At 64.3% G+C, this 23,672-nt stretch carries 18 protein-coding genes; 4 read left to right on the top strand and 14 right to left on the bottom strand.

All coding sequences use genetic code 11. The annotated features are described in order from the left end of the window. Window positions 1-5 precede the first annotated feature (5 nt). Together B7R24_RS02720 and B7R24_RS02715 are read left to right on the top strand one after the other, a co-directional pair. Window positions 6-1,727 carry a hypothetical protein gene (locus B7R24_RS02720; protein WP_116417460.1) on the top strand — a complete coding sequence of 574 codons (1,722 nt, stop codon included), beginning with the start codon at window positions 6-8 and terminating at the stop codon, window positions 1,725-1,727. 2 nt (window positions 1,728-1,729) lie between these two features. Next, on the top strand, window positions 1,730-3,676 hold the full coding sequence (locus tag B7R24_RS02715; RefSeq protein WP_116417459.1) for a glycosyltransferase: 1,947 nt from the start codon (window positions 1,730-1,732) through the stop codon (window positions 3,674-3,676). A 94-nt stretch (window positions 3,677-3,770) separates the two neighbouring features. On the opposite strand, the gene B7R24_RS02710 is transcribed toward B7R24_RS02715, so the two are convergent. The 4 genes from B7R24_RS02710 to B7R24_RS02695 form a co-directional block, all read right to left on the bottom strand. Further along, complete coding sequence (locus B7R24_RS02710) at window positions 3,771-4,385, bottom strand: endonuclease domain-containing protein (RefSeq protein WP_172582680.1); 615 nt, start codon at window positions 4,383-4,385, stop codon at window positions 3,771-3,773. 531 nt (window positions 4,386-4,916) lie between these two features. Next, window positions 4,917-5,717, bottom strand: coding sequence for an SDR family NAD(P)-dependent oxidoreductase (locus B7R24_RS02705; RefSeq protein ID WP_116417457.1), 801 nt, complete (start codon window positions 5,715-5,717; stop codon window positions 4,917-4,919). After that, window positions 5,718-7,061: an FAD-binding oxidoreductase gene (locus B7R24_RS02700; RefSeq protein ID WP_116417456.1), complete on the bottom strand. Its 1,344-nt coding sequence runs from the start codon at window positions 7,059-7,061 to the stop codon at window positions 5,718-5,720. After that, window positions 7,058-7,474 carry a GtrA family protein gene (locus B7R24_RS02695; protein ID WP_116417455.1) on the bottom strand — a complete coding sequence of 139 codons (417 nt, stop codon included), beginning with the start codon at window positions 7,472-7,474 and terminating at the stop codon, window positions 7,058-7,060. The genes B7R24_RS02700 and B7R24_RS02695 overlap by 4 nt, the downstream gene beginning before the upstream one ends. 146 nt (window positions 7,475-7,620) lie before the next feature. Here B7R24_RS02695 and B7R24_RS02690 point away from each other — a divergent pair, with 146 nt between their 5' ends. Beyond that, window positions 7,621-8,544, top strand: coding sequence for a decaprenyl-phosphate phosphoribosyltransferase (locus B7R24_RS02690; protein ID WP_216363599.1), 924 nt, complete (start codon window positions 7,621-7,623; stop codon window positions 8,542-8,544). Between the two features lie 13 nt (window positions 8,545-8,557). On the opposite strand, the gene B7R24_RS02685 is transcribed toward B7R24_RS02690, so the two are convergent. The 9 genes from B7R24_RS02685 to B7R24_RS02645 all read right to left on the bottom strand — a co-directional run bounded on the left by B7R24_RS02685 (window position 8,558) and on the right by B7R24_RS02645 (window position 18,618). After that, entirely contained in the window at window positions 8,558-9,130 is a 573-nt protein-coding gene (locus B7R24_RS02685) for a phosphatase PAP2 family protein (protein WP_116417453.1), read from the bottom strand. Then, a complete protein-coding gene (locus B7R24_RS02680; RefSeq protein WP_147303945.1) occupies window positions 9,127-10,155 on the bottom strand; it encodes a GGDEF domain-containing protein in 1,029 nt (342 codons plus the stop codon). The genes B7R24_RS02685 and B7R24_RS02680 overlap by 4 nt, the downstream gene beginning before the upstream one ends. A gap of 36 nt (window positions 10,156-10,191) precedes the next feature. Beyond that, a complete protein-coding gene (locus B7R24_RS18255) occupies window positions 10,192-11,346 on the bottom strand; it encodes a right-handed parallel beta-helix repeat-containing protein (RefSeq protein ID WP_116417451.1) in 1,155 nt (384 codons plus the stop codon). Window positions 11,347-11,407: 61 nt separating this feature from the next. Then, window positions 11,408-13,273 carry an EAL domain-containing protein gene (locus tag B7R24_RS02670; RefSeq protein ID WP_116417450.1) on the bottom strand — a complete coding sequence of 622 codons (1,866 nt, stop codon included), beginning with the start codon at window positions 13,271-13,273 and terminating at the stop codon, window positions 11,408-11,410. A 40-nt stretch (window positions 13,274-13,313) separates the two neighbouring features. Continuing rightward, on the bottom strand, window positions 13,314-13,559 hold the full coding sequence (locus B7R24_RS02665) for a hypothetical protein (protein ID WP_116417449.1): 246 nt from the start codon (window positions 13,557-13,559) through the stop codon (window positions 13,314-13,316). Window positions 13,560-13,680: 121 nt separating this feature from the next. Then, the gene (locus tag B7R24_RS02660) at window positions 13,681-14,988 is read right to left on the bottom strand and encodes an alpha/beta hydrolase (protein ID WP_116417448.1); all 1,308 of its coding nucleotides are present in this window, start codon (window positions 14,986-14,988) and stop codon (window positions 13,681-13,683) included. A gap of 10 nt (window positions 14,989-14,998) precedes the next feature. Next, entirely contained in the window at window positions 14,999-15,601 is a 603-nt protein-coding gene (locus B7R24_RS02655; RefSeq protein ID WP_116417447.1) for a helix-turn-helix transcriptional regulator, read from the bottom strand. 159 nt (window positions 15,602-15,760) lie between these two features. Next, window positions 15,761-17,242, bottom strand: coding sequence for a malate:quinone oxidoreductase (locus B7R24_RS02650; RefSeq protein ID WP_116417446.1), 1,482 nt, complete (start codon window positions 17,240-17,242; stop codon window positions 15,761-15,763). 65 nt (window positions 17,243-17,307) lie between these two features. Continuing rightward, window positions 17,308-18,618, bottom strand: coding sequence for a UDP-glucose dehydrogenase family protein (locus B7R24_RS02645; protein ID WP_116417445.1), 1,311 nt, complete (start codon window positions 18,616-18,618; stop codon window positions 17,308-17,310). Between the two features lie 865 nt (window positions 18,619-19,483). Here B7R24_RS02645 and B7R24_RS02640 point away from each other — a divergent pair. Then, on the top strand, window positions 19,484-20,353 hold the full coding sequence (locus tag B7R24_RS02640) for a polysaccharide lyase (protein WP_116417444.1): 870 nt from the start codon (window positions 19,484-19,486) through the stop codon (window positions 20,351-20,353). A gap of 18 nt (window positions 20,354-20,371) precedes the next feature. Here B7R24_RS02640 and B7R24_RS17245 read toward each other — a convergent pair whose 3' ends face one another. After that, window positions 20,372-23,428, bottom strand: a complete 3,057-nt coding sequence (locus tag B7R24_RS17245) for a fibronectin type III domain-containing protein (RefSeq protein ID WP_147303943.1) — start codon at window positions 23,426-23,428, stop codon at window positions 20,372-20,374. Between the last annotated feature and the right edge of the window lie 244 nt (window positions 23,429-23,672).

Genomic DNA, 23,672 nt, shown 5'->3' with positions numbered 1-23,672 from the left:
ACACCGTGAGCGCGCTGACGTCGGAGCACCGCGGCACCCCCGCCACGCCCGGCGAGAGCGCGCCCGCGGCACCGGCACCCGCACCCACACCCTCGCGCTTCCAGACCTGGCTGCTCGATCGCTGGGCCTCGCTCGCCGCCCCCGCCGCGGGCCGGCGTGTACCGGGAACCATGGTCGTCGCCGTGGCCGCCCTGGCCGTGGGCATCGTCGCCGTCTACGTGACGACCTCCTCCGGGATCAACATCGCCTACGCCGACTCGCAGAGCCATCTCACCATCTCCCGGCGCATCTTCGACAGCAAGGCACCCGGCTTCACTCAGCTGGGCACCGTCTGGCTGCCCGTGCCCAGCCTCATCCTCGTGCCGTTCGTGCAGAACCTCTGGCTCTGGCACACGGGCCTGGCAGCCGGGCTGCTCGGCCTCGTCTGCCTGATGGGTACGGCCTGCGGCGTCTACCGCGTGGCAGCCCGCGTCGGGCTGGGGCGTTCGGCACGCATCGTCGGCGTTCTGTTGATCATCGCCAATCCGAGCATCCTGTATCTGTACACGACGGCGCTCACCGAGCCCGTGCTCATCCTCTGCATGATGGGGTGTTTCGCCGGGCTCGCCCACTGGGTCACCTCGAGGCGAAACCTGAGTGCTGGCGAGATGATGGTCTTCACCGGGCTGCCTGCCGCCGGCGCCACCCTGTCCCGTTACGAGGGCTGGGTGCTCGTGGTGGGGGGCAGCCTCGTCGTGCTCATCGCGGCCTGGCGGCGCAAGCAGGAACTCCGGTACGCCATCAAGATGGCCGCCGCCTTCGCCACTCTGCCCGCCGTGGCGATCGCGTGGTGGCTCGCCTACAACTTCGCGGTCTACAGCAACCCGCTCGAGTTTCTGAACGGCCAGTATTCGGCCGCGAACCTGCAGAAAGCCACGGCCGACGCGGGGCTGCTCGCCTACACGCACAACGCCGGCCTGACGCTCTGGACCTACAACTGGTCGGTACTCGAGACCGCGGGCCTCGTGACGGTGCTGCTCGGAATCGCCGGCGCCATCGTGCTCGCCTGGCGCTGGGGGCTCTCGAACAAGGCCCTGCTGGTCTGGGTGATGGGGGTCGCCTACGGCTTCTCGCTGCTGAGCCTGTTCCTCGGCCAGACGCACATGAACAACGACCACTCGCTGCCCGAGAACTGGTGGAATTCGCGGTACGCCCTGGCGGTCATCCCGTGGCTCGCCGTGCTCGCGGCCGTCTTCGTCGATTCCCTGACGCGCGTGCCCCGCGTCGCTCCGGGGCTCGTCGCGCTGGTGGGCCTGGCGTTGGTGCTGCAGACGGCGTGGTGGGCGACCGACCCGGCACGATCATCCGTCATCGCTGAAGCCGACGGCTACGTACAGCTCAAGGCGGCCAGCGGGGCGACCGACGCCGCACGGTTCCTGCACGACAACTACGACGGCGGGCAGGTGCTGATGGATGAATCGGCGGCCGGTAGCGCGCTGCTGCCCGAGATCGGCATTCCGCTCGTCGACTACTACAACCGATCGACGGGCGACCTGTTCACCGCGGCGATCGCCAGCCCCGCCACCCACGCAAAGTGGGTTTTCGTGTCGACCGCAGACGCGCCCGAGCTCAGCCAGACCGGCGTGGCCGACCTCGTCTACGACAAGATCAAGAACCAGTCCTCGTTCCAGACCGCCTACCGGGTCGTCTTCGAAAAGGGCGACTACCGAATCTACGAGCGGATCTGACGGTGACCGACATCCAACGCGCCCCCCGCCGCGTGGGCGAGATCCTGCTCGAGGCCGGCCTCGTCTCTGAGGTCGAGTTGCAGGACGCCCTGGCCCGCCAGTCGCTCGAGGGCGGCCTGCTGGGGCGGCAGTTGATCCTCTCGGGCGCGGTGACCCGGCGCGAGATGTACGAAGCTCTCGCGGTGCAGTGGGACGCCCCCCTCGTCGATCTCCTCGAGAACCCGCCGCAGGCCGGTCTGTTCTCGACCGACGAGCCCGAGAAGTACATCGAGGCGGGCTGGGTTCCGTGGAAGCGGGACGGCAACGCGGCCGTCATCGCGACCACGGTGCCACCCACCGAAGACGTGCTGTACGCCGCCCGCCGCATGCTCGGGGTGCGCAGCATCCGCGTGCGGACGACCACCGACTGGGACCTGAACCAGGCCGTCGAGGCGGCGTGCCGCACGCGCCTGCTGTTCGGTGCCTCCGATGCGCTGGCGACTGAGAGTTCTGATGAATCGGCCAAGGAGGGCCTTCGTCGCTGGCAGATCGTGGTGCCTGGAATCATCGTCGCCATCATCGTGGTGGGCTGTCTGATCAACCTGACCACCACTCTCGTGATCGTGCTCACGCTCGCCAACTGCATCTTCCTGATGAACATCACGTTCAAGGCGGTGGCGGGCTTTCGCGCGCCCTTCAACCTGCGCGACAAGGAACGCTGGGCCACAGAGGTCTCGCTCGAGCGGGTACGGCGAGGGCTGAAGCCGCTGCCCTCGCGCATTCCCGACAATGAGCTGCCGATCTACACGATCCTCGTTCCCGCCTACAAAGAGGCGAACATCATCAGCAAGCTGCTCGTCAACCTCGGCGCCATCGACTATCCCAAGGCGAAGCTCGAGGTCATGGTGCTGCTCGAGGCCGACGACGACGAGACGATCTCGGCGGTTCGCACCATGCGCCCGCCGGAGTATGTGCGCATGGTGATCGTGCCGCCCGGGGGCCCGCAGACGAAGCCCCGCGCCTGCAACTACGGCCTGTCGTTCGCCCGCGGCGAGTTCGTGGTGATCTACGACGCCGAAGACCGCCCCAACCCGTCCCAGCTGCGCGACACCGTCGCCGCCTTCCGGCAGGACGAGTTCGAGCGACGCTACGTCGATCCCGACCAGAAGAAACTGGTCTGCCTGCAGGGAGCCCTGGTCTACTTCAATGCGGACTACAACGTGCTGACCCGCCTGTTCGCCGTCGAGTACGCGCACTGGTTCGACTCGATGCTGCCGGGCCTCGACCAGTCGCACCTCCCCATCCCGCTCGGGGGCACGTCGAACCACTTCGACACCGCGGTACTCCGCCAGCTCGGCGCCTGGGATCCGTACAACGTGACAGAGGATGCCGACCTGGGCCTCCGCGTCGCAGCGCACGGGTACCGAGTGGGTGTCGTGGATGCCTCGACCGGCGAAGAGGCGTGCGCCGAGGTGGGCGCGTGGATCCGCCAGCGAACCCGGTGGATCAAGGGCTACATCATGACGGCCGCCGTGAACACCCGGCACCCTGTGCGGTGGTTCCGGGTGAACGGCGTTCTCGGCGCCCTGTCGCTGGTCGCCCTCATCCTGGGCACGCCGCTGGCCTTCCTGCTGTACCCGCTTGTGCTCGGATTCACGATCTTCACCTACCTCGGGGTGCAGTTCATCGGGCTCGACCTGCCGGAGTGGCTGATCGTGGCGGGAACGACGAACATGCTCCTCTCGAACGGGCTGATGATCATCGTCTCCGGCCTGGCGGCGTGGAAGCGGTACAACTGGCGGGTCGCGATGTTCGCGCTGCTGAACCCCGCGTACTGGATCCTGCACTCCATCTCCGCCTGGCGCGCAGCCTGGCAGATCGTCTTCAGCCCCCACCACTGGGAGAAGACCCCCCACGGCCTCACCGAGGACTACGAAGACTCCGCCTTCGAGGGCAACGCCGCCGCCTGACCCCGCGCGTCCGCCCCCGCCCCCGCCTCCCCGCCTCCCGCGCGTTTTGCGCAAAAGCACCCAAGGCCGCAGGTGTGGGTGCTTTTGCGCAAAGTCAGGGGGCACGCCACCCGGCTCGGGCGAGGGCCTCGCGCACGAGGGCTTGCGTGCCGTGCGGGTCGGCGAACAGGCCGTGCTTTCGGATGCGGATGACATCCCAGTTGTCCCTCGTAAACTGCTCCACCCTCCACATGTCTTTCTCGTATTGCGTGGTGTCTGTTCTGTGCTGGTCGCCGTCGTACTCCACGATCACCCTCCAGCGCGGGTGGACGAGGTCGGCTCGACCGATCCGGTAGCCCGCGCTGTGCCAGATCTCGGGGTTGACCTCCGGCTCCGGAAGACCAGCCGCATGGAGAAGCAAGCGGAGAAGGGTTTCGGGACGGGACTCGGCCCCCTGCCTCAGCATTCCGACGGCGCGTCGTGCCGCCGAGCATCCGGGGCCCTTGTATTCGAGCGAACGACGTCTCAATTCGTCGATCGATGTGTATGGCCGGTGCTCGACGCCGTCAGGCACCTTGGGCTCCAACACCAAGTGGTCGCCGACGGCCACGAGGTCGCCGAGGCTCAGTTCGCGGGAGAGTTGCAGCCAGGTGGTCGCCGCTCCGGCCACGGGGAGCCCGAACCGCTGCGTGACGTCGATGGGCAACTCGACGGCCTGGTGCCCTCGCACGCCGCGACCTCTGGCCGCGACGACCGGTGCTACGGCGGTGACGTCAAGTCCGTCAGACGTTCGGTGCGATTGAGCGAGCGGGGAGTTCCAGAGGCGGGCGGCGGTCAGATGACTGAAATGCTCGCCCCGCCGCAGCCGAGGGAGGTAGGCCCGACAGTGAGCGACGACAGATTCGATCGAGCCCGCTTCGGCGCGCACACCGTGAAACGGTCGATCGAGGTCGCGACCGCGCATGCGGCCCCGCCGAAACCCCGCCTCACGGGCATGAGCGACCGAAAACGGCTGTCGCAAAAGGGAGTCTGGTAGAACCACAAGTCGGGGCATGCGCCGAGTATGACCGCACACCGGCCTCCGTCGCTCGAGTTATCCACAGGCCGCGCACCGGCCTCCACGCCCTGCGCGCCCCCCACAGCCCACCAGAACCCACCAGAGCCCACCCATTTCGCGCAAAAGCACCCAACGCTCGGCGGATGGGTGCTTTTGCGCAAAATGCGCGGCGTGGGGCGGGCGGGGCCGGCGGGCGGGGGGGCGTCAGAAGTTGAGTTTGTGGAAGATGGGGCGGGGGATCGCCCGCACCACCGCCATGATGAGCTTCCACTTCAGGGGGGCGTACACGACGGGGGTGCCCGCGTTCACACCCTTCACGATCTCGGCCGCCACCGACGACACCGAGGCGAGCGAGGAGGCGTCGAGATGTGCCGTCATCGGGGTCGCCGTCGGCCCGGGCTTGACCAGCACCACGCGAAGCGGCGAGCCCGCCAGGCGGTGCTGCAGGCCCTCGGCCATCTTCTCGATCAGGCCTTTCGACGCACCGTAGATGTAGTTCGTCTTGCGGCCCCGGTCGCCGGCGACCGAGCCGAGCACCGCGATCGTGCCGGCGGTCATGGTGTCGGCGCACGCCTCCATCCAGAGCGAGGGCGAGACCCCCGTGACCTGCAGCACCTGGGCGGCCTTCTCGAGGTCGGCCTGCGACTCGGCCTGGTCGGTCATCGATCCGTGGGCGATCAGCACGGTGAGACCCGATCCAGCAGCCGCCCCCGGTGTGCCGGCACCCGCGAACCCGGCCACAGCCGCCGTGATCGACGCCGTGTTCACCAAGTCGGTCTCCGAGATCGTAATGACCGCCGACGGGAAGCGCACCCCGAGGTCGGTCTGGATGCGCGCCAGCTTCGCCCCGTCACGCCCGATGAGCAGGGCGCGGGATGCCCCACCCTCCAGCCAGAGCTGCGTGCAGTTCTCGGCGATGGCCGACGTGGCACCCACGATGACGAGATCGGTCGGCCAGCCGGCCGGAGACGGCGCAGATGAGGGACGGGTTGCAGAGGTCGGCATCTAGCTTCCTAACAGTCGGCGCGACATCTCCGAGCTGATGCCCGGGTCGCGGTAGGTCACGAATTCGTCGAGGCGCGGATACCCCGCCTCGAACAGGGAGACGGGCATGCGCGCGTCTTTGGCGAGGTACAGCCGGCCGCCGGCCGCCGCGACCACGGTGTCGAGCGACGACAGCAGCGCGAGGGTCGAGGCACCGAGGTTCGGAAAGTCGATCGTCAGGTTCACTCCGGGCCGGGCGAAGCTGAGCATCCCGATCGGCTCGCGGTCACCGAGCGTCTTCAGCACGCCGAGGAACGACCCCTGGCCCGACCGCGCGACCAGCGCCAGGATCTCCTCCACCGCCGCCATGCCGACGTCGCGGGGCAGCACGCACTGGTACTGGTAGAAGCCACGCGGGCCGTACGCCCGGTTCCACTCCTGGATGGCGTCGAGAGGGTAGAAGAACGGCTTGTAGTGCACGACACTCGAGCCGACTCCCGCCCGCTTGAGCCGGTAGTAGGCGCGGTTCAGCGCCGGCAGCGTCAGCCGGTTGACGAGTGACACGGGAGGCACCAGCGGAAATGTGATGCCCCCGCGGGCCGCGCCCAGCCCGGTGGCCGACGCCGGTGGCTCGCGGTGCGGAGACGGGACCGAGTTGGCGCGCGAGAGGATTCCGCGGCGACCGCCGTCGGTGGTGATGTCGATCCACGACACCACATGCTCGAACTCCGCTTCAGACGAGTCCGACAGCTCGAAGAACTCGGGCAGGGACTGGTACGCCACGTCTTCGGCCAGAAGCCAGGGCCCCGGTACCCGCTTCAGGCGCAGCGACGCCTCGACGATGAGCCCGGTGAGCCCCAGCCCACCACAGGTGGCCTCGAACCACTCGCGTCGGCTCGACTCCTCGCCCGGGCCCGTTCCCGGCCCGCACACGATGACCTCGCCATCCGTTCGCACCAGCGTGATCGACGTGACATGGTCGGCGAAGGTGCCCCGCGTGGCATGGTTCTTGCCGTGCACATCGTTCGCGATGGCGCCCGCCACGGTCACGATCTCACTGCCGGGCGTGACGGCGAGCATCCAGCCCTGCCTGCTGAAGGTGGCCTGGATGTCACGAAGCAGTACACCCGGTTCGCAGCTCAGGATGCCCGTCTCGGCGTCGAAGGCCAGAAAACGGTTCATCGACCGGGTGTCCCACAGGGTTCCGCCGCTGTTCAGCGCGACGTCGCCGTAGCTGCGTTCCATGCCGCGGGCGACACCGGGTGCGGTGGCAGCCAGCACCCCGGCAGCCGAAGCCGCCGACGAGATCGCGACCACCTCGTGATCGGCGTCGGAGAGCCTGCCCCAGGAGGATACCTTGCTCACAGTGTGTTCACTCCGGTCGTGTCGGCCTTGAAGGTGATGTTCTTGTCGAGCTGGTACTTGATGAGGTAGCCGAGCGCCAGGCCGATCACTGCCCCAGAATACTTGGCCAGGTCGGTGCCGAAGAGGTAGAAGGCCCCGAACTCGAAGGCCCAGAAGACGAGCGTCGTTACCCCGCTCATCAGCGTATAGAGACCGAGCGTACGCGCCTGGTGTTTTATGCTCTTCACTTCGAAACGGAAGATGAAGCGTTTGTCGAGGAGGTACTTCGTGACGACGCCCACGCCGGTGCCCACGATGACGGCCACGACGAGCGCAAAGGGCCCGGTGTAGAGGTGCTGCACAATGACCTGCGAGCCGAGGTTGGTGACCGTGGAGAGGGCCGCGAAGACGACGTAGAGCACTCCGGTTCTCACAGCGATCGGTGCACCTTTCAGGTGAGACTCTCAGGCCCTTAGACTGAGCCACATACCCCGTGAACAGGGGGTGCATCCCAAGTTTGCCACGGCTGGCTCGCTCTGGATGACAGCCCGGCTGACCGTCGGGGAATCGGGGGTAGACAGTGACGAGTGTCAAGGTGCAAGCTGCTCCGAGAGGCCCGGCCGCGCTGCGGGCGATGCGGCCGAAACAGTGGCTGAAGAATGTGCTCCTCGCCCTCGCGCCCCTCTCGGCCGGTGTGATTCTCGAGCCCGGGGTCATTCCCGAGGTCGTGCTCGCGATCATCGCGTTCAGCCTCACCTCCTCGGGCGGGTACATGCTGAACGACCTCCTCGACATCGAGAGTGATCGACTGCACCCGAAGAAGCGGTTCCGGCCGATCCCCTCGGGCGAGTTCCCGTCGCGGGTGGCCTGGCCGACCTCGATCGTGCTGTTGATCGCGCCGGCCGCGATCGCCCTGCTGCTCGGGTACGCGACGTTCGGCGTGGTGCTCGCCGCCTACGTTGTCATCCAGGTCTCCTACTGCATCTGGCTCAAGCACCAGCCCGTCATCGACATCATCGTCGTCGCCAGCGGATTCGTGCTGCGGGCCATCGCCGGGGCCGCGGTGGTCGGCGTGCCGGTGACCCAGTGGTTCCTGCTGGTGATCTCCTCGGGTTCGCTCTTCATGGTGGCTGGCAAAAGGTACTCCGAGAAGGTGAGCAGCGAGGGCAATGAGGCAGCCCACACGCGAAAGACCCTCGACCTGTACTCGCTCGGCTACCTGCGTTTCGTCTGGACCGTCGCCGCCACCCTCACGATGCTCTCCTATGCGATGTGGGCGTTCGACCTGAACGGTGGCACGTCGATCGGGTCGATCGCATCCATCGTCCCTTTCGGGGTCGCATTGCTGCTGTATGCGTTCGACATCGAGCGCGGCGAGGCTGCGGCGCCCGAGGAAGTGGTGTTCAAAGATCTCAAGCTCTTCGCGGTCGGCGGCATCTGGGCAGCGCTGTTCCTCGTCTCCGTGCTGGCCCGGCAGTACGGCTGGGAGCTCCCCACGCTGTGACCGCGGCGGGGTGTCAGGCGAGCAGCAGAACGGTCGGCAGGCCCACGATCAGACCGATGGCGAAGCCGGCGAGCACGTCGGTCACGAAGTGCATGCCCAGGATGATGCGGCTGTAGCCCATGGCGAGAACGACCAGCACGGCGACCGGCCACAGCGCGGGAACGAGCGCGGTGTAGACGATCGCTGCAGCCATAGTCGACGAAGCATGGGAGCTCGGAAAGCTGAGCTTGCTCGGCGCCTTCGCGTAGACGATCACCGGGCCGCTGCTGTCGGGCCGGTACGCCCTACCGCCGGGACCGGCCCCGTCGGCGCCGCTCGGGGCCGCCGAACCCGGCCTGGGCCGTCGCACGAACCGCTTGATGACGACCGACAATCCGTGGGCGACGATGACCGCCCCCACGCTGACAAGCCACGGCATCACGCGCTGCAGGTCGAGCACGGCGCCGATCAGCCCCAGCACGATCCAGCCTGCCGCGTGCTCACCGAACAGGCTGAGCGCCTTGCCCACCGGAACAGCCGCTCGGGCGAAGGTCGTGCCCTGCACTCTGACGATGACGTCGATCTCGCGGGCTCGAAGAGTCGTCATGACGAGGGCCAATCGATCTGGATGAGGTTGCGGCCGGCCGATTTGGCCTGGTAGAGCGCCCGGTCTGCCTGGCGGAGGAACAGGTCGGTGCCGACCACAGGCGACCGGGGTGAGAGGGCCCGATCCAGCACCGAACCTCCGACGCTCGCGGTCATCGACGGCTCGGTCGGCATGTCGGCGATCGCTTGGCGCAGCCGTTCGGCGATGCGCTGCAGGTCATCCCGATCGCTCACGATCGTGAACACCGAGAACTCGTCGCCACCGATGCGCACGCACAGGTCGCTCTCCCGCGTGCCCTGCCGCAGCGCCTCGGCGACCGCGCAGAGGATCTCGTCGCCGACGTGGTGCCCGTAGGTGTCGTTCACTGCTTTGAAGTGGTCGAGGTCGAGCAAGAGGGAACCGAGGTACTGGCCGGTGCGATCGGCGAGGGCACTCATCAGCGGCACATTCACCTCCATGCTGCGGCGGTTCGCGAGACCGGTGAGGGAATCGGTCAGCGATAGCGCGATCGCCTCGTCGCGCGCCCGCTGGAGGCTCTGCCGCAGCACGATCACCACCATTGTGCAGATCGTCATGAGCGCAAGGAAGATGATGATGGCTACCACGGGGATCGAGGATCGCATCGAAATGACGAACACTCCGAACGCCGTGCAGAGCACGCTGATCACCAGGGCGGTGTCGACCCTCAGAAAAGCAGACGATCCCACGGCCACGCCCAGAAAGACGAAGGCAGACAGCGTTCCGATCGCCTGGGGCTGGATGCTGAGCCCGATCACGAGGGTGAGAACCATCGTCGAGACCACGATCGCCGTCAGGAACTGGCGGGTCACCCAGTCCGTGATCCGCGCCACGACGACGATCGCGAGACCGGCCACCACGCCACCGTAGGCGACCGATCGAACCCACTGCGGATTGAACTCTCCCGCGAACGCCAACACTGCCAGAAACAGCGCTCCGGGCAGGAACACGATCTGAAGAGCGATTGCGCGGATCTCTCTCGGAGTTCGATTGGCGAAGATCTTCACAGGGAACACCAGCCGTTCCGTGGCGGAGAGACTGAGTCAGGTCGTCTTGATGGCATTGTCCGCATGGTTTCCGATGACCTCCGTATTGGCGCAGGTGAGAAATCGGCAGGGCTGAACGGCCATGTGGCCCTCCCGCCACTGGTTGCCCACGGCCGAGATGGCGCGAGCGAACTGGGCCTCGACGACGTAGGTCCACCCGGCGCCGGCGTCGTCACACGCGAAGGTGTTGCCCGTGATGGAGAACCCCTCGGTGCGGGCGGCGCTCGAGACGCCGATGATCGAGATCGCGGGGTAGACGTTCTGGGCGAGCTTGCCGCCGTTCGAGAATGTGTTGCCGTTGATCTGTATCTGGGGCTTGTCGGAGCTCATCCAGGAGGGCATCGTGTAGACGATCGACTGTTTGCGGGAACCCTCGAGGATGTTGTCGGCGACCACGATGCGCTTGTTCCCTCTGAACTCGATGTTGTAGGTCGGCGACCCGTCGAGGTGGTTGCCGAGAACACGCACCGGCCCACCCTCGAGAGAGAGGTCGGCGTAGCTCGCCCCGATGTTGTTGTTGATGATCCACGAGTCGTAGAAGCGATACCCGGTGCGGATGCCGGTTCCCGTGTTCTGCTGGATGTTGCACCGGTCGATGACATTCAGCAGCCCGCCCACATCGGCGAACGTTCCGTCGTTGACGGTGATGCCGTACCCGTTCCAGTTCAGGAGCCACAGTCGCTCGAGGTGTGTCTTGTCGAGGTGGGCAGAGATGCAGGGCGAACCCATGCCGTTCCCGTCGAGCACGAGGTTGACGACGGTGCAGAGGTACCAGAGCCCGGTCAGGATGGGGGCGTTCGTCGCCGCCCTGATGGTCGCGACCTGCGACCCGGCGCCCGCGAGAGTGATGCTCGTGAATCCCCGGCCCGTGTCACCGATCGCTGCAGAGATGGAGTAGACACCGACGGGAAACCACACCGTGCCGCCGCCGTCTGCCACCGCGGCAGCGATCGCCGCTTTGATGGCCGGCAGATCATCCTGAACCCCGTCTCCGACAGCGCCGTAGTCGCTCACGTTGAAGACGAGCTGCTCGGGCACCGCGACGCTCTGCCGGGGAGCTCCCGTCATCATGCCGGGCGCGGCCGCACCCGACACGGCGCCCGTCAGAAGTGCTCTGCGCGTGAGTTCTGCGGCAATCAGTTCTACGACCATGGTGCTCTACCCCTCGTACTGCTTCGACCTGCTCTGGGTGATGCGTGGGCCTTCGACGAACTCACGTTTCGACACGGAGCCCGCTCGCGGACAGCCTCGCGAGCGTGTCACCGGCCGTGGCCGGTCGCCCGTAGAGGTAGCCCTGGGCGAAGCCGATACCGAGATCCCGCGCCGTGTCGTGCCCCGATCTCGTCTCGACCCCCTCGACGACCGCCTCCATGCGCAGGGCGGTGATGAGGTGCGAGAACGAGCCGAGAATGATGCGGTGCCTGGTGTTGGTCTCGTCGGCGAGGAAGATCTTGTCGATCTTCACCGATGACACCGGCAGCCGGAGCAGAGCCGCCGCGTCGGCCTGATCCTGTCCGTAGTCGTCGAGCGCGAAGACGAACCCCTCTTCGGTGAGCACCTTCATGTGGTTCAGCGCCTCGTCGTCGAAGTGGGTGAGCGACGCCTCGGTGAACTCCAGTCGCAGGGCGACCATCGGATGCTCACGCCGCAGTTCACGCAGGCCGTCGAAGAGCGATTGCACGTGTATCTGCGGCCCCTCGACGTTCAGGTGCAGCGCCCTGGCCTGGGGCTCAAGCCGCATGAAGGCGGCCATGTCGGCGAACGCACGGGTGGCGATCTGAAGGGTGAGCTCGTCGAGCAGGCCGAGCTGGCGCGCGATCGCGATGAGCGTCGGCGGGCTGACGGGCGCACCGAGCCGATCGGTGAAGCGTGCCAGCGCCTCATAGCCCATGATCTGGCCCCGCTGCAGATCGACGATCGGCTGATAGGCCACCGTGACCGAATGGTTTCGAACGCCTTCCCGTACCTCGGCGATGAGACTCGCTTCGGCACCGGGTTCGGCAACCATCGGGGTGTCGTCCTTTCGCAGCTGAGAACTGGATTGGATTCGAATGGTATCCCGGCCGGCGCGTTTCGCGTCGTACAACAGTCGATCTGCCCGCCGGAACAGCGTCGACAGATCTGAAGGGGTAGCGGCTCTCCCGACCGATCCACCGATGCTGGCGGTCACCGCAGGAATGGGTTCGGGCGCCCTGGCCCCGGCGATCGCACTGGCTCGGAGCGCAGCGTGCAGCCGGTTCGCCAGCCGGGCGAGCTCCAGTTCGTCATTCACGAGGGCGAAGACCGCGAACTCCTCTCCCCCCGTTCGCACGACGATATCGGGAGTGCGAACCTGATCGTTGAGCAGCTTCGCGGCTCGAATCAGCACGAGATCGCCGACATGGTGCCCGAAGCTGTCGTTGATGCTCTTGAAGTGATCGAGGTCGAGAACGAGGCACCCGATGCGCTTGCCGAGCGCGTTCGCCTCGCTGTCGAGCTCCGGCACCCGCGTCTCCATCCCGCGCCGGTTCAGCAGACCCGTGAGCGAATCGGAATTGGCCTGCGAGACGGCCTGGTCACGGGCTAGCTCGAGAAACTGCCGCAGCCGCAGAATGAGGAAGGAGCCCGTGACGAAGAGCCCCACGTAGATGAGGACGACCGCGAGCGGACTGGTGCTGCGCGCCACGGCGACGAAGACGGCCAGCGAGGTTCCGATCAGACCGACGACCACACCGGCGCGGTAGGAGTCGAGAGTGATCGACGAGAGCGTGAGTCCGAGCAGCGAGAACGAGGTGATGACCGCCAGATCGGAGGTGGTGACGGCGAGCGACAGTGCGGTCACGACGAACATGGAGGCGACGATCAGAACCCGACCGGGAAGGTGCGAGACGGGATTGGCCCGGCGAACCAGAACAGCGACGATGACCGCCATCACGGCGATCACGGCGAGGCTGACCCGCACCCAGACGGGCTGGATATCGACGAAGAACGAGAAGACGCCGTATCGCACGGCCGTCTCGATGGCGAGAACCTGGATGACCCGGGTACGAAAATCGAGCTCCCCGTCCATCGCGGCGGTGCCTCCGAAGGTGCCGGTCACCCTCCTCCTCCGATGGCCGAGGGGTGCCTGGTCGGCGATCTCAAGCGCTCTGGGATGACTCGGGCTCGTCGGACCGGCCGAGATACCCTCGCGCGGCAGCGGTGGGACGGGGTTCGATCACGCCCCAGTCAATGTCGTGGGCGTGCTCGACGCAGACGGCGAACCGGGAGAGTTGGCCCCGTGAGGCCACCGAGACCTCGTTCGTCGGGAGTTCGTCGCAACGGTTGATCATGCAGCGCACGTCGGAATCGGCGTCTGACGCAGGGGGCACGAGGTTGACTGGCACTGGTCGGGCTCTTTCGCTGGATGCGAGCAGATCGGATATATGCAAAACGTTTGAAGTTGGCTTGACCTGACTGTAGCGCGTCCCCCATTTATGGGACAAGTCGCGTTCGTTCACTGGACAGTCAGGTCGTGGGTGCGATAAGCCCCCACCGCGGAAAGAGCACGTCGTAGGCCGTGCTCAGGCCACCGTCGAGGGCGACGTTGTCATGCCCTCCGCCCGGGATGACGGTGAAACTGGCCATGATGCCCGCAGCCACCGCCGCGTCGTAGTTCTTCTTCACACCGGCAGTGGCCTCCGTGTCGGACTCACCGACCGTGAAAACCCCCACCGAGTCGGGATAGGTCGTCTTCGACATGATCGTCGTGGGCCAGACCGCCTCGTACGCCGCCTGGTCTCCCTGGAAGACGCGGCTGAGGGTGGAGCGGTCGTCGACACCCTGGTATTCGTCGCCCGAGAGGTCGACGAAGTTGCCGAACACCTGCGGGTACTTCGCACCGAAGTACGACGCACACATTCCACCGTTCGAAAAGCCGAGGATGGTCCAGTCCTTCGGGTTGTCGGAGACCGCGAAGTGCGACTTCACCCACGGCACGACGTCTTTCATGATGTAGGTCTCGACATTGCCCATCGAGGTGTCGAGGCAGAGCGGGTCTTTGCTGTCGTCACCGAGCTGGTCGGGGTTCACCACGATCGGGCCCAGACCGTTGTGCTCGGCAGCGAGCTTGTCGAGAATGACCTTCGGGTCGTCCAGGCCCGGGCTGCCGGGCTGGCCGTTGAGCTGGATGATCACCGGCAGTTTCGGCTTGTTGTCGACCAGGCCCGCCGGTGGCACATAGGCGAGCGGGGTGCGCGCCAGGAAGCCCGACTCGGTGTTCGGAATCGAGACGGTGCCGAGGCTGCCGGTGGCCGGCATGTCGGCCGGAGCCTTCCACGTGGAATACAGGGGAGCATTCGGGTCGATGTTCGGGTCGGCTGTCGGCGAGTTCGTGTTGCTGCCGATGTCAAGCGGCTTCTCGTTCGTGACGCCGAAGAACGCCGCCACCGTCTTGTTGAGACCGAAAGCCGCGTTGACCCCCAGCGTTCCGGTCAGTCCGATCACCACGATACCGATCACCGCGATCAGCTTTCGCCACCAGCTCGACAGCCACAGGTTCGCGATGGCGACAGCGACCCCGGTGAAGGTCAGGATGATCCACACATCCACCACCGGCGACAGTCGGGTGCCGAACAGATCGAGCACGTTCACCGTGATGAGGATTGTGAGGGCACCCGCGAGTGCACCGCCCACCAGCGCGAGGGCCGCCGTGAGCACCCACCGCGTCGTGGGCCGCCTGATCAGCAGATAGAGCACGAGAGCGATGCTCAACGCGCTCATTGTGACGATCAACGGCGCATTGGTGATGTTCAGGCTCAGGATGGCGTCGTTCATGCAGATCAGATTATTGGAGTATCCAGCCGTCGTGGATCATGCGGCGCCGAAGTTCCATCTTGGTGATGGGCTCCCCGCCTGAGGCGTACTTGCGCCGGGCGTGGGAGATGTGGGTGCGAACAGTCTCGGCCGAGAGACCGAACTGGGCCGCCGTCTCAGGAACCGAGGAACCGGAGCCCGAGAGGTAGGCGCTCACGATCTCGAGTTCCCTGAGCGTGAGCTGCGGAACGGCCTCGGCAGTGTCGTCGGCGAGGAGCTTCTGAACCTCGCCCGAGATGAACTCTTCGTTGCGGAAGGCCGCCGCGACCGCTGCCGCGATGACGTCCGTCGGCTCGGTGAGAAGCACATACGAGTGTGCCCCCGCATCCAGTACCCGGCGAATGGCCGGCGCGTAGGTCGTCGAGCCCAGCACCACGATGCCCGTACCCTGCGGCGCGAGCGCGCTCACCTTCGCCGGGGTGGGTGAGCCGTTGCCGAGCTCGTTGTAGAGAATGACGACGTCGGCGACGCTCTGGTCGCGATTCGTGTACACGTGCCACGACTTGGTCCAACCGTCGACCGACGACCCGGGGAGCAGGGTCTTCAGCTTGACGCTGATTGCCTCGGCGAGCATCCTGCTCTCATGGACGACATGAATGCGGATGCGACGGGGTCGTGCAGGTGCCACCGGTGACCGCCCCTCGCTGAATGAGTAGCGTCAGCGTAGCCGGACACTCCCCCCGACTGCGGTTCGTGTCGCCCGAGGGCGTCGGGGGCTCGAAGTCGTCGCGGGTCAGGCCGAGATGTTGAGCACCTCGGCCGTCGCAGAGATCTCCTTCTTCGCCTTCGCGGGCGACTCGTTGAGCCTCGTGCCGAGCGAAGGAATCATCTTCTTCAGCTGCGGCACCCACGTGGGGTACTCGCTCGGAAAGCAGCGCTCGATGAGGTCGAGCATGATAGGAACCGCGGTCGAGGCCCCGGGGGATGCCCCGAGCAGACCTGCGATGCTGCCGTCTTTCGCCGTGATGACCTCGGTGCCGAACTGCAGCACTCCACCCTTCTTGGCGTCTTTCTTCATGACCTGCACGCGCTGGCCGGCCGTGATGAGGTACCAGTCCTTCGGGTCGGCGGTGGGCATGAACTCCTTCAGCGCCTCCATCTTCTTGGCGCGGCTGGCGAAAACCTCGCCGATGAGGTACTTCATGAGGTCGAGGTTGTCGCGGGCGACAGCGAGCATGGGACCGAGATTGTGCAACCGGATGCTGCGGGGAAGGTCGAGCCACGAACCGGACTTCAGGAACTTCGGGCTGAACCCCGCATACGGGCCGAACAGCAGCGATGCCTCACCGTCGACGACGCGCTTGTCGAGGTGCGGAACCGACATGGGCGGTGCCCCCACGGAGGCCTTGCCGTAGACCTTGGCCTGGTGCTCCCTGACCACGGCGGGGTTGTCAGTGCGCAGGAACTCGCCGCTGATCGGAAAGCCGCCGAAGCCCTTGATCTCGCTGATGCCTGCCTTCTGCAGCAGGTTCAACGCACCGCCGCCGGCACCCACGAAGACGAAACGCGCATTGACAATGGTCGGCGTACCACCGACCAGGTGCTTCATCGCGATCTTCCAGGTGCCGTCTTTCTGCTTCTTCAGCCCCGTGACGTTGTGCTCGGTGTTCAGAGTCGCGCCGTTGGCCGTGATGTAGTCGAAGAGCTGCTTCGTGAGAGACCCGAAGTCGACGTCGGTGCCGGCGGGCACGCGGGTCGCCGCAACGACCTCGTCTTTCTGGCGGTCGCGCATGAGCAGCGGAGACCACCCGTAAATCACGCGCGGGTCGTCGCTGAACTCGATGCCGGCGAAGAGCGGTTCGTGAGACAGCGCTTCGTAACGCTTCCGCAGGTACTCGACGTTGTCGGCGCCCTTGACGAAGGTCATGTGCGGAGTGGAGTTGATGAAGCTCTCGGGGTCTTTGATGAGCCCTTTCGAGATGAGGAACGACCACAGCTGCCGGCTCACCTGGAACTGCTCGTTGATGGCCACGGCCTTCGACGTCTCGACCGAACCATCGGGCGCCTGCGGCATGTAGTTCAGCTCGCAGAGGGCCGCATGACCCGTTCCCGCGTTGTTCCACGGGTTCGAACTCTCGAGCGCGACCCGCCCCAGTTTCTCGTAGACCGCGATCGACCATTCGGGCTGCAGCAGCTTGATGAGGGCCCCGAGGGTCGCGCTCATGATGCCGCCGCCGATCAGAACGACGTCTACAGGTTTCGGTGAGTCAGTCACCGTTCCAGCTTAATATCCTGAAGGGCTCCGGATGACCGTTCCGAGCGTTTTCGCGGCAGCCCGATCTATGGCCGGCCGAGGCCCTGGTAGGTCCATCCGGCTTCACGCCAGGCGGCAGGGTCGAGGCAGTTTCGGCCATCGATGACGTAGGGCCGCGAGACGAGCGTCGCGACACGGGCGGGATCGAGCTGGCGGAACGCCTTCCACTCTGTGACCACGACGACCGCGTCGGCACCCTGCAGGGCCGCATCGACGTCGGTCGTGAAGTCGAGCTGCGGATGCGTACGCTTCGCGTTCTCGATGGCCTCGGGGTCGGTCGCGATGACGTCGGCGCCCAGGCCCTTCAACCGCGCGGCAACATCCAGGGCCGGCGAGTCACGGATGTCGTCGGAATCGGGCTTGAAGGCGAGCCCGAGAACAGCGACCTTCTTACCGAAGATCTGCCCGTCGAAGCTCGCGACCACCAGGTCGACGACCTTTTGGCGACGGCGCAGGTTGATCGAGTCGACCTCCTTCAGGAAGGCGACCGACTCGCCGCGGCCGAGCTCCTCGGCCCGGGCGGTGAAGGCCCGAATGTCCTTCGGCAGGCATCCGCCGCCGAAGCCGACCCCGGCGTTCAGGAACCGGCGGCCGATGCGCGCATCGAAACCAATGGCATCCGCCAACTGCGTGACGTCGGCACCCGTCGTCTCGGCGATCTCGGCCATGGCATTGATGAAGGAGATCTTCGTGGCGAGAAAAGCATTCGCCGAGACCTTCACGAGCTCAGCCGTCGCGTAGTCGGTGACGACGAGCGGGGTCTCCTTCGAGAGCGCGACCGCGTAGACCTCGTCGAGCGCGGCCTTCGTCGCCTCGTGGGCGTCACCCGAGGGCAGCCCGTACACGAGACGATCGGGGCTGATTGTGTCCTCCACGGCGAAACCCTCCCGCAGGAACTCGGGGTTCCAGGCAAGCTGGGCACCCGACCCGGCCGTGACCTTGGCCGCCAGGCGCGCCGCGGTGCCGACCGGCACGGTCGACTTGCCGGCCACGAGGTCCCCGTCGGAGAGGTGCGGGATGAGCGCGTCGATCGCCGCATCGACATAGGTCAGGTCGGCGGCGTTCTCCCCCTTGCGCTGCGGCGTACCGACCGCGACGAAATGCACCTTCGCGCCCTGCACAGCGGCCATGTCGGTCGAGAACGACAGGCGCCCCGAGGCGATACCGCTCGCCAGAATCTCGGGCAGGCCCGGCTCGAAGAACGGCGCCTTACCGGCGGCCAACATCGCGACCTTGTTCGGGTCGACGTCGATACCGACGACCTCATGCCCCAGTTCGGCCATAGCCGCAGCGTGAACCGCCCCGAGATAGCCGCAGCCGATGACCGAGATTTTCATGCAGTGCCCTTTCGCGCCGACCGGGATGCAAGCTGCCCCCCAGAGTCTGGTCATTTGTACCAGCAATTTGTTGCGGCAATGTGAACCAGAGGTTCTCGCCGCGATCAAGATACCCCCGAACAGGGGTCAACGAGTACCACGGGGGTTCGCCTGACACAGACCTGACGACTTCACCGGTCGTCATCTGCACGACCGTCAGACCCCGCTAGTACTGTGGATTTCATTGATGACCATCGCGGAGGGAGCGAGAGAGGTGTCTGATCAGTCGAACGCGTCGAAGCGACCGCGCCGTCGCTGGTCCCCGACGGTTCGGTGGTTCGTCCTCGGTGGAGCAGTTTTGCTGGTCGTCCTAATTACTCTCGGCTCGGGAGTCGCAAACCGACGCGACTCGCCCTCACAAAAATCGGCTACGGATACGACCTCAGCAGAGCAAGCCATATCGCAGCAGGCGGCAATGCTTTCACAACTGCAGAACGCCAGCAAAGCAGACTCGAGCCAGCAGTATGCGACGTCGGCCCAGAGTGCTGCTTGGGCTAATCTGTTGGCCAAAATGCGCGGTTCGTCCGTGTCCTCGCTGCAGGATCTTCAAAACCAGGTTGCCTGCCGCAATCCAGCACACATAGACCGAGCCTTCACGCTGAACCCGAAAACCGGGTTTCAAATACCTCCTCGCCTAACAGGAATAGCTGAAGGACCCGTGTCCGTGGTATTCGACCCCACGGGGGCTGTGACAGCAGCCACGGGCATTTGGATTGAAGCCTCCCCGTCTAGTTCCTCGACGAATGGCCAACCTGCAACTGACTTTCACATCCGTGCATGTTGGACTGAGCCGAATACAGCCAAACCGCTCGTTCTCGAACGAGTCGTGACCCTAGCAAACGACGTGACCGGGGCAGATCATTCACTGTTGAAGATGAACGTCTCCAAGGCCTTGTTAAATGTTGATTTCAATCGCGCCCCCGTCGGGACATACTTGCAATCTGAGGCCAAGGACGAATGGAAAAGCGACGGCGGAGCGCTTCAGGGTTTCACGGTCAGACCTGCCGGTTCACTGGTTATTGCGGACGATCAGAGCAACAGGTTTCTCCAGAAGACGTTCCCGGCCGGGAAGTACAACAGCCAGGATGCGGAAAAGGATGACCGGGTTCTCCTCCAGTGGTCCCTCAAGACTCCTCAAAACGCTCTGTACTTCGCCTATCGTGTCCGCACATCGGGCGACTTCGACCCCGCAAAGGGAGGCAAGCTCCCGGGGTTGTGCGGAGGCATCTGTCCCATCGGAGGCGAGAGCACAACGGATGCCCCTCACTCATCGTCCGGCCAGAACGACCCAAATGGGACCGCCATCGGGTGGAGTGCACGGGGAATGTGGCGATCCAATGGCTACCTGGTTCAATACCCATATACGCCCGATCAGACAACGCAGTACGCTCCGGACCTGCGTTACAACCTCAATGGGAGCGACGTTTACCTGAACGATGGAGCCTGGCACACCATCGAAAGCTATGTGAGCATGAATACGCCCGGTCAACACAACGGCATCCTCAAGGCATGGTATGACGGTCAACTCGTGCTCGATCAGAAGGATGTCCGTTTCAGAGACGACCTCTCCTACTCCATAGACACTATTAAATTCACTAGCTACTACGGTGGCCACGATTCCAGTTGGGCGCCCCTCACCGACTCAAGAATTGATTACGACGATGTGGTGCTCAGCACCGACCCGATCACGCACTGAGAACGGTCACCCGCGCGCTTACTTCTGACACGTCACGTTGGTCAACACAGACCCAGACACCAAGACCGAATTCGTGCAGTCAACGACGTTGCCCGCATTCGTTCCAACATAGATCCCCGTGCTGCCTTTCGGCACGCTCACTGTGTTGCGAGCGAACGAATTGTTGCGACCGTAACCCGCGACTTCGGTTTCGGCACTGAAGAACCCCACGTCAGCCTTGCCGTTCGTCCCAACATTGTCTGCTACGAAATACTGTTTTCCCTTTATCGCCATGATCGTCGAGACATCGATGAGAGCAGTACCGTCAACGTGGTTACCCCGTATTACGCCTCCGCTAGTTCCTGGCTTCGCCTCTATCGGGTCAGCAGTCGTACCGCTGATTGTGTTGTCTATGACCCAGTTCCGATCGCTCATATCGGCTTTACAGGCGTAGACATCGCACCAATCCTTTGGAGAAGTCCCGATGTATACGCCTTCTCCATAGACACTGTCGACAAGTCCAGTTTTCGAGATGACATTGCCGATGACAATTGAGTCGACTGTGCCGTAGCGGAGCTTTATGGCTTCGTTGCCGACATTGTTGATAGCCAGGTCTGCCACTGAGATATGGCTTGCCGACGAGAGCACGACACCCTTACGAAAGTTCTGAATACTAAATCCGGCCAGATTCACGTAAGAAGCGGTATTGATGAAGACTCCGTTTGCAGAAGCTACGTTGAAATTGTCGAAGATTGCTGTTCGCGGGCCACAGATCCAGATCGGGTTTGCCGATGTGCCGCTGGTCGTAACGGTTATGCCGCCGCGGTAGGTGCCCGGAGCTAGTTTGATGACCGAACCGGGCCCTGCATTGACCAAAGCGGTTCGCAGCTGCGTGATGTTGGCGACGGCCACCCCTCCGGCCGGGCAGTCCGCAGCCCGAACGGATGGCGCCGAGAACGTGGGCTGTTGCATCGAGACGATCTTTCCCTTGATCGATTCGTTTCCGCTGGAGTCGACCACCCCGACGGCGAACCGGTAGGTCGCCCCTTCACTGAGCCCGATGTCGGTGAACTGTGTCGTCGTGAGCAGGGACGACCCGCTGACTACAAGCAGCGCGCCCGAACCCAATGCGCGGTAGACACGGTAGCCAGCCACGTCACCTGCAGAGCTCGCGTTCCAGGACACGAGCAAGCCGCTTGTCTGAGGTGAAACCGCCAGATTGCTGGCACTGGGCGGTGCGATCGTATCCGAGACAACAAACGCATCCACGGTGATGTCATTCCCCGATGACGCTGAATTTTTTGTTCCCGTTCGCACAACTCGCAACTTATGGCCAGTGCCCGAGAGCGAATGGCTCGAGTAGACCTTCTGCTGAAATGTCTGAGAAGGAGAGTAGAGATCAACCGTAGCGACCTTGACGTCATCCAGAAAAACATCCGCAAGCCCGAGAGACGGTCCAGTTCGCGAAACCCAGTCGATTCCGGTTTGGTTGAATGCGATCTGCGCAGAACTGCCTGCCACCTTCCCAGCCCGGCTAGTTCCCCCGCTATCTGAACTATTGGACTGGGCGGCCCACGTGCCACTCCACCCAATCGCTGTCGAGCCGTCTTCATAGCGAGAGGAGGCGACGGTGGTCGTCGTTGACACAGCTACTGGCGACGACGATACTGCGCCCGAAGTATTGCCGCTGGAATCGAATGCCGAAACTGTGTACTTCAGGTCCACTCCGGTGGGCGCGGAAAAATCAGCGACAGTGGTATTGCCAGCCTGAACACGGCTAAGCACAGATTGCTCTGTACCGACGACCCTGTTCACGTCGTAACCAGAGACATCGGGTGAGGTTGAGGCAGTCCAGCTGACGTTCACTACTGAGCCTGAGATCTGTGCTGTGACTCCCGAAACCGGGGCCGGGGCCTCGACGTCCAGGACGTCGAACGCATCGAGGACAATATCCTTGCCTGTCGAGGCGCTCGATTGGACGCCCGATCGAACCACTTGAATGGTGTGTATACCACTGGCCAACGGCTGGCTTGCAAAGACACGTTGGTTGTAGGCGGCAGCTGGGCTGTAGAGATCGACATCGGCAACTTTAATCGCATCGATGAACACAGCTGCGACCCCAAGATAGGGGCCAGTCCGGGCAATCCACTGCACCGCGCTTCCACTGAACGCTAGCTCGACATAGTCGCCAGTGATCTTTCCAGCCGAACTATTGCCGCCGCTGTCATTGCTTGAAGGTGCGGACAGCTGCCAGGTCCCTTCAGAGTGAATCAGTCCCGACGTGTTCTCCTGCCTTCCCGATGTGGCGACCGAATCGGTTGACACGGAGATCGACACCCCAGAGCTCGGCTGGCCCTCGTTCCCGCTTGAGTCCACGGCAGTCACTTGGTATTGGTAGGTCAACCCGGGGAGAACACCCGCATCAGCCCAGGATGTCGCGGGCGCCGCTAGTTCCCGGACAACAGCTGACGTTCCCGAGTTGGTCTTCCGATACACCCTGTACGAAGCCACGTCTTGCGCTTCACTTGCGGCCCAGGAGGTTTGCACAACCGACTGGGCCTGCGTCGCTGTCAATCCAGCTACGCTCGCCGGAGCCACCGAGTCCACAACATCGATTGCGTCCAAGACCACGTCGTTGCCCGTCGACGAGGAGCTGTGCTTCCCCTGGCGCTCGATCTTGATGACGTGTGTGGCGTCAGCGAGGCCTGAACTCGAGTAGACGACCTGCTGGTATGACTGGGTGGCCGAATATAAATCGACATCTTTGACCTTGACTCCATCCATGTAGACAGATGCCAAGCCCAAAGATGGGCCTGTTCGAGCCAACCACTTCACGCCAGTCGAGTTGAAGGCGAGCTCTACGAAATCGCCAGCGGCCTTGGCTGCCGCACTGTTTCCGCCACTGTCTTTACTCGAAGGCGACGATAGTTGCCACGTGCCTGAGAAGTTAAGTTGGGACGAACTGTTCTCGATACGCCCTGGCCCGACGGCGGTTAAAGCGAAAGCGGGGCTAGCCGGTAGAACCGCTGTGACGAGAAGAGCGGCCGAAACCGCACCGAGGGTCAGCTTCGCTTTGTTCGTTCGGACTGTCGGCACGATGCTCCCAAACCGGCGATGCGAACAACCCCGATGAGAGTTCGCAGTCACCACCCCCAAAGAGGGGGCTATCTCTCCGGAGTATATGGACATGTCGTGATATTCGCTAGCGATTCAACAACTCCGCGGCGTGGCGGGAGGGCTTTTAACCCGAAGGATGCAGTTGCTCACCGGCCTCTGGATCATCGACGCTCTCGACCGCCTCCGACTTCGCAGTTCGGGCATCGGTGCAATTGGCCTCTTC

This window comes from Subtercola boreus (assembly GCF_003399645.1).
GTDB lineage: Bacteria > Actinomycetota > Actinomycetes > Actinomycetales > Microbacteriaceae > Subtercola > Subtercola boreus_A.
The sequence above is the reverse complement of the archived record's forward strand: the minus strand, read 5'-3'. Positions and strand labels throughout refer to the sequence as shown.

Coding starts and splice junctions, on each gene's coding strand:
- B7R24_RS02655 (WP_116417447.1), bottom strand. CDS start 15,601: ATGCTCGCCGAGGCAATCAGCGTCAAGCTGAAGACCCTGCTCCCCGGG.
- B7R24_RS18255 (WP_116417451.1), bottom strand. CDS start 11,346: ATGGTCGTAGAACTGATTGCCGCAGAACTCACGCGCAGAGCACTTCTG.
- B7R24_RS02660 (WP_116417448.1), bottom strand. CDS start 14,988: ATGAACGACGCCATCCTGAGCCTGAACATCACCAATGCGCCGTTGATC.
- B7R24_RS02685 (WP_116417453.1), bottom strand. CDS start 9,130: ATGACGACTCTTCGAGCCCGCGAGATCGACGTCATCGTCAGAGTGCAG.
- B7R24_RS02645 (WP_116417445.1), bottom strand. CDS start 18,618: ATGAAAATCTCGGTCATCGGCTGCGGCTATCTCGGGGCGGTTCACGCT.
- B7R24_RS02705 (WP_116417457.1), bottom strand. CDS start 5,717: ATGCCGACCTCTGCAACCCGTCCCTCATCTGCGCCGTCTCCGGCCGGC.